Source organism: Streptomyces sp. NPDC057137, from assembly GCF_042670825.1.
Classification (GTDB): Bacteria; Actinomycetota; Actinomycetes; order Streptomycetales; family Streptomycetaceae; genus Streptomyces.
Map to the genome: position 1 here is coordinate 136,697 of NZ_JBHUUW010000013.1, position 9,010 is coordinate 145,706.

Genomic DNA, 9,010 nt, shown 5'->3' on the forward strand with positions numbered 1-9,010 from the left:
TCGACCGTGCTCGCCGAGACGGTCCCGGACGCGTGGCGGGCCGGGCGCCGCGGCCGTGGTCCGGACATCGGACAGCCGCCCGACCACCCGTGGATTCGTCTCGGCCGCACGGCCAGAACGCAGAAGTCACGCTGTCAGTCTGGAGCAGGCCTTAACGGACGGCCGAGGACGCGAAACCGAAGCCGCCGTGGTTGCGCATCCGGTAGTTGTCCCCCTCGACGCTGATGATCTCGGAATGGTGGACGAGGCGGTCGATCACGGCCGAGGCCACCGCGGTGCCGCTGAGGACGAGGTCCCAGCCGCTCAGGGGCTTGTCGCTGGTGACGATCAGTGAGCCGCGCTCGTAGCGGTGCGCGACGAGGCAGAAGAAGAGCTGGGCCTCCTCGGCCTGCAGGGGGAAGTAGCCCAGTGCGTCGACGATCAGCAGGGGATATCGGTCCAGCAGGGCCAGTTCCTCGGTGAGGCGGCCCTCGGCCTTGGCGACGGCAAGCCGGGCGGCCCATTCGACAACGGTGGCGAACAGAACCTGGTGGCCGGCCTGGCAGGCGCGTGTGCCGAAGGCGACGGCGAGGTGGGTCTTGCCGGTGCCGGATGGGCCGATGACGAGCACGTTCTCCTTGGCGGTGATGAAGTCCAGCTTGCCGAGCATCGCCACGGCCTCCCGGTCGAATGACCGGGGGTAGCCGTGGTCGAAGTCCTCCAGCGCCTTGGGGGCGGGGAAGCCCGCGGCGCGGATACGGGACTCGGCGCCCGAACCTCCACACGACGAAGCCGACGTCGAAGTCCGAGCCGACATCGCTGCTGAGGCGGAAGACGCCGCCCGACCTACTGACGTGGCATCGTCGTGCCACCCGGCGGACGGCTTCGGGATCAGCGGTGTGTTCCCTTCCCCGTGACTGTCCGCATGGCCACCGCCCTCATGGCCACGGCACCCGTGATCGCTCTTCCGCGACTCCAGCATGGGGCCCGACATATAGGCCAGAATCCCGGCGGACAGGATGAAGGCCATGTGGATCACGGTTCCCCACAACAGCGCGTGCTGAGAAGTGTGATGCACGTCGACGAACATCTGCAGCAGATGGACGGACGAAATGCCCACGATGGCGGTGGCGAGCTTGACCTTGAGCACGTTCGAGTTGACGTGGGAGAGCCATTCCGGCTGATCGCGATGGCCCTGGAGGTTGATGCGCGAGACGAAGGTCTCGTAGCCGCCGACGATCGTCATGATCAGCAGATTGGCGATCATCACGACGTCGACCAGTTTGAGGACGGCGAGCATGACATGCGTCTCGTCGGCGTGACCGTTGATGACATGAACGATTAATTTCCCAAGCTCGTTGAAGAACTTGTAGACATAGACGCCCTGTGCGGCGACCAGGCCGAAATAGAGCGGGGCCTGGAGCCAGCGGGTGGCGAAGAGGGCGTATCCGAACGCGGCGGGCGCGAAACTTGTGACTTCCCTGGAGGGGCGGAACGAGCCCGGTGCCGAAGTCGGGGATGAACGGCTGTGCTCGTGGGCGGACGTGCCATGACTGGGCAACGGCATCTCCAACGACTGCGACGAAGGGTGGCTCCATCATTCTGATGCGCCCTCGCCGACAATTTGAATTCGATGCACTCGTTGGGATGAATAGAATTTCATTAGGACAAGATCCACTTCGTGCAGTTGCGCGTCGCAATAGGAATGGGAGCCGCATTGCGCAATCGGTGAAGGGGAGGGGTGCGGATAATTTTTCGGTCTGCCACGTCGCCGTTCGGCGCCGAACCCACCCAGGACAGCTTCCCTTACGAGCAGTTGGGCGCGGGGGAACGTTCCGCCGGATTCGGCGTGAGTCCGGCTTCTGCCGTGACGAGAAGCCGGTGGCCGATCCCGTCGACCCACGGCGGTCGGGCGAGAGTGCCGGCGACCGGCCCTACCGGCACGAGGATGTCGAGTCGGGCAAACCGTCGTCGAAGCCGATGGGCTGCCCCGGGCACACGTTCAAAACTGGGAGTACCACAAGCACAAGACCGACCCGGCGCGCTCGGCGTGGAGTGTGTCGCGGTCCAGCTGCGCGACGGCAAGCCGCAGGCGGTGACGTTCGCGAAGCACGGCAAGACTCCGTGCCGCGTGAAGTGGGCGGACCTGAACCCGAGCGACGGTCATCCGACGGTCAACTCGGCGCTCGGTCGACCGGACGTCGGACAACGTCCGCCCCGTCGACGGACCCGAGGTGGCCGGGCCCGCGGCGAAGCAGGCCGGGGACCAAGGGTTCGGCGTCCGCCGTCAGGTGGGGCGTGGAACAGAGCTGTCCTGGCCCGTAGCGGTGGCACCGCTCCCTACCGCGGGTTGGACGCCTGGACGCGCGTGACGACCGCGTCGATCGCGAAACTCACGGCGTACGTGAACTCCGCCTCCCTGTCGAAGCGCGCGAGGTGCGGAGCCACTTCGGCGAGAACGGGGAATCCCGACCGTTCCAGTGCCTCCTGACGGGCGGCGATCCCGGCGTTGTCGCCGACGCCGAAGGCCGTGCCCGCCGAGAGTTCCCGGAGCAGGGTGCCGATCAGAGTGGCGAGGAGTACGCGCAGAAGGTGGACCGCTTCCCCGGTGGGACAGCCTGCTCCGCGCAGGACGCGCAGGACCGTCGCCACCGGCGCGAGCCCTTCGAACGACGCGAGTTGCCGGGTGAGGACGAGTGACGCGGCCTCGGGGTGGCGGAGTGCGCGGTCGCGGAACGCGCGGGCGATCGCGTGCAGGTCCCGGCGTACGTCGCCGGTCGGTTCGGGAAGGGCCAGGCCCCCGAGGATGTGTTCGGCGAGGGCGTCGAGCAGCCCGTCCTTGCCCTCGACGTGGTTGTAGAGGCTCTTGGCGTCCACGCCGAGGGAGCGGGCCACGGATCGCATGCCCACCGCGCTCACACCTTCGGCGTCCACGACCCGCAGAGTCGCCTCGACGATGGACTCACGTGAGAGCTGCGCGGCGCCTTTGGGCGGGCGGCCGCGGCGGTTGGGGCGCGGAAGTGCGTCGGGAAGTGCGTCGGGGCGGGCCTCGGTCATGGGCCCATTGTGCGCATGCCGCTTGTTCAAAACCACACCGTGGGTATACCTTCACCCCTGATAATCCACGGCGTGGGTAAATGCGGCTTGGGTGGCCCGAGCAGCCCGAGCAGCCCGAGCAGACGAGAGGACACACCGATGTCGCGCTTCACCCTGCCCCCGGAGGACGTACTGCGCGTCCGGGAGAAGCTCGTCCTGGACCACTTCCGTGACGAGGTGCTCCAGGACTGGGACGCCACCCTGTCGACGTTCCCGCATCCTCACTACGAACTGATCGCGCAGATGCTCGTCCACGACGGCGAGGGGGACGTACGCGAGTACTACCACGACACACGCGTGGCGTTCCCCGACCAGGACCACGAACTGATCGCTCTCCGCCACAGTCACGACGCCGTGATCGTGGAGTTCTGGCTCCTGGGCACCCACAACGGGCCGCTGGGGAAGATCCCGCCGACCGGCAGCCGCCACCGCACCCGTATGACGGCGTACTTCGTCTTCGACGAGCACGAGAACCTCGTCACCGAGCGCGTCTACTTCGACCAGCTCACCATCCTCAAGCAACTCGTCGGGGGGCTGGACAGGCGCAAGCCCGGAGACCTGCTCAAACTCGCGCAGGCCGTCAAGGGGGCGTTGTCCATGGCCGGTTCCGAACCCGACCCGAGGCTCCTGAACACCGCCGAACCCGACCTCGGTGACTGACACCGGCGGTGCGGAATAGCTGATCCGTCACGTTGTTGGACAACGGCATGACGTCTCTTACCAAGCTGGGCCGGTCCGACCTCGAAGTGTTCCCGCTCGCCCTCGGCGGCAATGTCTTCGGCTGGACCGCCGACCTCGAACAGTCCTTCGCCGTGCTCGACGCGTACACCGCGGCGGGAGGCAACTTCGTGGACACCGCCGACTCCTACTCGACATGGGTGGACGGAAACTCCGGTGGTGAGTCCGAGACGATCATCGGCCGGTGGCTGAAGGCGCGCGGCAACCGCGACGAGGTCGTGATCGCCACCAAGGTCGCCCGCCACCCCGAGTTCCGGGGCCTCCGCGGCGACACCGTCAAGGCTGCCGCCGACGCGTCGCTGAGCCGGCTGGGCACCGACCGCATCGACTTGTACTACACCCACTTCGACGACGATCCGACCATCCCGGTCGAGGAGATCATCGGTGCCCTCGACCAACTGGTGAAGGCGGGCAAGGTGCGGGCCATCGCCGCCTCCAACATCTCCGCCGAACGCCTCCAGGAGTCCCTCGACTTCTCCGACCGCGAAGGACTCGCCCGGTACGTCGCACTCCAGCCGAAGTACAGCCTGGTGTCCCGGCACACCTACGAGGGTCCGCTCCAGGAGGTGGCCGCCCGCTCCGGTCTGGCCGCCGTGCCGTACCACGTACTGGCTTCGGGCTTCCTGACCGGCAAGTACCGCCCAGGCGCGCAGGTGGACAGCGCACGGGCCGAGGGCGCCGGCGAGCATCTTCGGACGGACCGGGGTGTACGTGTCCTCGCCGCCCTGGACGAGGTGGCGCGGGCACATGACGCCGAGGTCGCGACGGTGGCACTGGCGTGGGCCGCCGCGCAGCCGACGGTGGCGGCGCCGATCGCTTCCGCCCGGACCGTGGATCAACTGCCGTCCCTGGTCGCGGTGGCGGACCTGAAGCTGACCGACGCGGATCTCGCCCGGCTCACGGCCGCCGCGGCGTAGCGCGCCTCACGACAGAGCGCCCCGGTCCTCCCTGGAAGCGCTGCCTAGACCTCTGGAAGGGAAGGATCGGGCGTCCAGGGGGATGGCGCGGCGATGGCCCAGCGTTCGTGGTCGCGCCAGGCCCCGTCGATGTAGAGATAGGCGGGCGACAGCCCTTCGTAACGAAAGCCCAGGCGCTGGACCAGGGCCAGGGACGCCTTGTTGTCGGGCTGGATGTTCGCCTCCAGCCGGTGGAGCCGCAGGTCGTCGAAGGCGTGGCGCAGGGTGGCGGTGAGCCCTTCGGCCATGTAGCCCCGTCCCGCGGACGGGGCGAAAGCCGCGTAACCGAGGGACGCGCCCTGGTAACGGCCCCGGATGACCGAGTTGATGTTGACCATGCCGGCGGCCGCACCGGTCTCCCGGACGCGGACCAGGAAGCCGCGGTTGGTGCCGTCGTCGAAGCGGCGCATCCACCCCTGGAACTCCTGCGCCGCTGCGGGCAACTGGATCCACGGCGTATGAAGCTCGGCGCTGGCCTTCACGAGCGAGCAGAACTCGTCCTGGTCGGTGGTGGTGAGCGGGCACAGTTCGACCCGGGACGGCGTAGTGGACATGGGCCGATGCTAGACCCGAGCTGTCGGCGGGCGGTGGCCGGACCTTCGTCGCCCGTGCGCTCCGAGCCGCCACGACCTACGGGTGGTCCGGCCCCGGTCCGCGGAGCACCACCAACTCCTCGCGCACGTCTGCCAGTTCGGTGTCCAGCTCGACACGCTGAGCGCGGATGGAGAAGTTGAGCGCAAAAGGTCTTCGCTTTGCGAAAGTGATCGCTCGATTTCGGACAGTAGGCATGAACTCCGTCCGGGCGGTCTCCGCAACCATCCCCGTCGAGTGGTGCCGGGCCCTGACCGACGGTGCGGGGCGACGGGGTGAGGGGTGGCCGTGGCCTCGGCGTTCGCATGGTCGAGCGCAATAAACGTACGGCCCCGTTAATAATCAAAGTCGCCGCTCACGCCATGTCGTTATTTAGTTCAGAACTAAAAAACTTCGCTTTGCTGGAAGGGCTGAATTCTTCGCTCTGGCTGGCTGGATTCAGGTGGGTGTTGGATTGTGACGCACGCCACATCGGCGTCTCATCAAAAGGTGCCAAGTGGGTCATTCTGTACGGGAGTTGAGCGGAATGAATCATTCAGGTGGCGAGATTTCGATGGCCTCGCATTGCCTCACTATTACCCCTACTTGACCTTCATCTGTCGATTTCCATAGCCTCCGGGTCGTGCTCCCGCCGCTTAGAGCGGTGCGTCAGTTCCTCAAACCAAATTGATGGGGGATCTATGTACGACGTCATCGTTGTGGGTGGACGCTGCGCCGGCTCGCCGGTTGCGATGCTGCTGGCGAAGGAGGGGCACCGGGTTCTCGTCGTGGACCGGGCCTCGTTCCCCAGTGACGCGGTTTCGACCCACTACATCCACCAGGCGGGGCTGCTGCGGCTCCAGGCCTGGGGTCTGCTCGACGAGATAATCGCGGCCAAAACCCCGGCGCTCCGGAAGATGAACTACTCCTACCGGGGCATAGAACTCAACGGGTTCGCCGAGCCGGTGGACGGCATCGACGCCGTCTACTGCCCGCGACGCACCGTGCTGGACGAGATCCTCATCAACGCCTCCCGCCGCGCCGGCGCCGAGGTGATCGAAGGGTTCACCGTCTCCGACCTGGTCTTCACCGACGGCCGCGTGACGGGCATCCGAGGGCGCGAAGGGGACGGGCAGGAGCGGGAGTTCCGCGCCACCGTCGTCATCGGCGCCGACGGCTTCCACTCCACGGTCGCCAAGAAGGTCGGCGCGGAGCTGTACAACGTGCGCCCCGCCGCGGGCTTCATCTACTACTCGTACTACAGCGGTCTCGACTGGGGCCTGCACCACAAGACCGGCTTCAACGAGAAGTGGTTCGGCACCTGGCCGACGAACGGCGACGTGAGCATGCTCGCCGTCATCTGCACCAAGCGCCACCTCAAGGAGTTCCGCCAGGACGTCGAGGCAGGCTTCCAGGGCGTGTTCGACGACGTGTCGCCGGAGATGGGCGTGCAGCTGCGCGAGCAGGGCAGGCGCGAAGAGCCCTTCAAGCCCATGCGCTACCCGGACAACTACTATCGCCGCGCCTACGGCCCCGGCTGGGCGCTGGTCGGCGATGCCGGGTACCACAAGGACCCCTACACCGGATGGGGCATCACCGACGCCTTCACGCACGGTGAACTCCTCGCCGAGCGCGTCCACCAGGGCCTGGCCGGCGAGCGGCCGATGGAAGAGGCGCTGGCCGAGTACAACAAGCTGCGCGACGAGGAGAGCGCGGGCGTCTACGACTTCACGACGACGCTCGGCGAACTCACCGAACTCCCGCCGTTCTTCGAGGCGACGATGTCCGCGATGAGCGCGACCCAGGAGTGGACCGACAGGATGCTCGGCCTGATCGGCGGAGTCGTACCGGACTACGAGGTCTACGCGCCGGACGCCCTGGAGCGTCTCTACGACTCCGCGAACGTGCCGGAGGAGAAGCGGATCTACGACCCGGCAGCCGGATAACGGTCGGAGGGGGTTCGCCGCACCCGCTGCCCCAGCCGGGGACCCACCAAGCCGAGCACGCCGGTCCGGCGTGACGTCACCTGCTCTCGCTCCGGCGCTACGCGCGTACACCTGGCACGGAGCCGGTACGTACTCCGGTGAGCCGTCTCCGAGTTCCCTTCGAAGGCGACCGGCCCGTCCGTCCCTGCCCCTTCGACAGCCGCCCGCCGGCCGGCCCCCGCGCCTCACCCGGGCCGGCCGGCCTCGCTTCTCAGCCATCGCTCGTCACGCAGTCCCACCATTGCCGAGGCTCGGTGCGGCCTTCTCGCGGGCCCCGACGCCTTGGTGTTCCCGCACCGCATTCCATGCGCTTGACCCTCTGAGGGAGACCAGCAGATGACGCGTGCGTCCAGCATGTTCGATCTCATCAGCGACCAGGGCGAGGAAAGGCCATACTTCGAGACGGGCGGCATCGGCAGGTCACACGGGTTCTACACCGGTGAGGAGCAGTACCGCCGGGAGATGTCCCGTATCTACGGCCGACGTTGGCTCCCGGTGGACCACGTCTCCCGGCTGAAGGACAAAGGCGCCTACACCACGCTGAACATCGGCACCGGCTCCGTTCTGCTCATCCACGGGGACGACGGGATCCAGGCGTACCACAACTACTGCCGGCACCGGGGCTACAAGCTCGTGGAGGAGGCCACCGGCAAGCGCCAGAGCCTGGTCTGCCTCTACCACTGCTGGGTGTACGACCGGAACGGCAAGCTCAAGAGCCTCAACGGCACCTACTTCGACCACTTCTTCGAGAAGGAGAAGAACGGTCTGCTGCCGGTGCGGACCGAGGTCCGGTTCGGAGTCGTGTTCATCGCACTGTCCGACGACGCCCCGGATCTCGACGCCTCACTGGGCGAGTTCGGCGAGTTCGCGCGCGTCTACGAACTCGCCGACCTGGAGTGCGTCGAGGCGAAGGACTACCCGGTCGCCTCGAACTGGAAGCTCGTCGCGCACAACGTCAACGAGAGCCTGCACTTCCCCACGGCCCACAAGGACCTTCACCGCATCACCGACTTCGACGACGCGGGCACCTACGACCTCAAGGGCGACATCGTCGGGGCGTGGCAGGGGATCCGGAACGCCTACAACTCCGTCTCCATGACGGGACGCAGCGGCCGGACGCCGATGGAACTGGTCCCCGAGGCGGACCGGCAGAAGATCAACTGGATCACGATCCTGCCCAATCTCTTGTTCGGGTTCACGGCCGACTACGTGATGATGCAGTGGGTCTGGCCCGAGAGCCCCGGCACGTGTTTCGTCCGGCACTTCTGGCTCTTCCACCCCTCCGAGACCGCCAAGAGCGACTTCTCCCACGAGGCGGTGTTCGCACTGTGGGACAAGGCGAACTACGAGGACTGGGAGATGTGCGAGCGGACTCACCGCGGCCTGTCGAACCCGCTCTGGACGCCCGGTCAGCTCTCGCTCGACGAGGAGGTCGTCTCGCAGATCGACGCCTGGGTCGCCGTCGAGACGGCGGAGGCCGAGAGCCCGGACACCGCCTCGAACGGCGCGTACGCCGAGAGTGGCGCGAAAGCCGAGAACGACGCGTACACGGAGAAGGGCGCCTACACCGAGAACGGTGCCTACGCCGACAACGGTGCGAAAGCTGCGAACGGCGCGTCCACCACGAACGGCGCGTCCACCGCGACCGGCGCGTCCACCTCCGAGACCGGGAAGGCCACGGAGTGA

At 67.1% G+C, this 9,010-nt stretch carries 7 protein-coding genes; 4 read left to right on the plus strand and 3 right to left on the minus strand.

Annotated features, from left to right (window positions below; genetic code table 11):
• Positions 1 to 151: 151 nt before the first annotated feature.
• Both istB and ACFT9I_RS14265 read right to left on the minus strand, forming a co-directional pair.
• Positions 152 to 1,540 carry an IS21-like element helper ATPase IstB gene (istB, locus tag ACFT9I_RS14260; RefSeq protein ID WP_382564001.1) on the minus strand — a complete coding sequence of 463 codons (1,389 nt, stop codon included), beginning with the start codon at positions 1,538 to 1,540 and terminating at the stop codon, positions 152 to 154.
• Between the two features lie 779 nt (positions 1,541 to 2,319).
• Positions 2,320 to 3,036 carry a TetR/AcrR family transcriptional regulator gene (locus ACFT9I_RS14265; RefSeq protein WP_382564003.1) on the minus strand — a complete coding sequence of 239 codons (717 nt, stop codon included), beginning with the start codon at positions 3,034 to 3,036 and terminating at the stop codon, positions 2,320 to 2,322.
• A gap of 138 nt (positions 3,037 to 3,174) precedes the next feature.
• On the opposite strand from ACFT9I_RS14265, the gene ACFT9I_RS14270 reads away from it, so the two are divergent.
• Positions 3,175 to 3,735: an ester cyclase gene (locus ACFT9I_RS14270; protein ID WP_382564005.1), complete on the plus strand. Its 561-nt coding sequence runs from the start codon at positions 3,175 to 3,177 to the stop codon at positions 3,733 to 3,735.
• Between the two features lie 47 nt (positions 3,736 to 3,782).
• Positions 3,783 to 4,730 (plus strand): aldo/keto reductase, encoded by a 948-nt coding sequence (locus tag ACFT9I_RS14275; RefSeq protein WP_382564006.1) that lies wholly within the window; start codon positions 3,783 to 3,785, stop codon positions 4,728 to 4,730.
• Between the two features lie 44 nt (positions 4,731 to 4,774).
• On the opposite strand, the gene ACFT9I_RS14280 is transcribed toward ACFT9I_RS14275, so the two are convergent.
• A complete protein-coding gene (locus ACFT9I_RS14280) occupies positions 4,775 to 5,323 on the minus strand; it encodes a GNAT family N-acetyltransferase (protein WP_382564008.1) in 549 nt (182 codons plus the stop codon).
• A gap of 717 nt (positions 5,324 to 6,040) precedes the next feature.
• On the opposite strand from ACFT9I_RS14280, the gene ACFT9I_RS14285 reads away from it, so the two are divergent.
• On the plus strand, positions 6,041 to 7,285 hold the full coding sequence (locus ACFT9I_RS14285; protein WP_382564010.1) for an NAD(P)/FAD-dependent oxidoreductase: 1,245 nt from the start codon (positions 6,041 to 6,043) through the stop codon (positions 7,283 to 7,285).
• Between the two features lie 375 nt (positions 7,286 to 7,660).
• On the plus strand, positions 7,661 to 9,010 hold the full coding sequence (locus ACFT9I_RS14290; RefSeq protein ID WP_382564012.1) for an SRPBCC family protein: 1,350 nt from the start codon (positions 7,661 to 7,663) through the stop codon (positions 9,008 to 9,010).

Bases quoted from the DNA above. Each gene is read 5' to 3' on its own strand.
- ACFT9I_RS14265 (WP_382564003.1), bottom strand. From the start codon at position 3,036: ATGACCGAGGCCCGCCCCGACGCACTTCCCGACGCACTTCCGCGCCCC.
- ACFT9I_RS14285 (WP_382564010.1), top strand. From the start codon at position 6,041: ATGTACGACGTCATCGTTGTGGGTGGACGCTGCGCCGGCTCGCCGGTT.
- ACFT9I_RS14275 (WP_382564006.1), top strand. From the start codon at position 3,783: ATGACGTCTCTTACCAAGCTGGGCCGGTCCGACCTCGAAGTGTTCCCG.
- ACFT9I_RS14290 (WP_382564012.1), top strand. From the start codon at position 7,661: ATGACGCGTGCGTCCAGCATGTTCGATCTCATCAGCGACCAGGGCGAG.
- ACFT9I_RS14270 (WP_382564005.1), top strand. From the start codon at position 3,175: ATGTCGCGCTTCACCCTGCCCCCGGAGGACGTACTGCGCGTCCGGGAG.
- ACFT9I_RS14280 (WP_382564008.1), bottom strand. From the start codon at position 5,323: ATGTCCACTACGCCGTCCCGGGTCGAACTGTGCCCGCTCACCACCACC.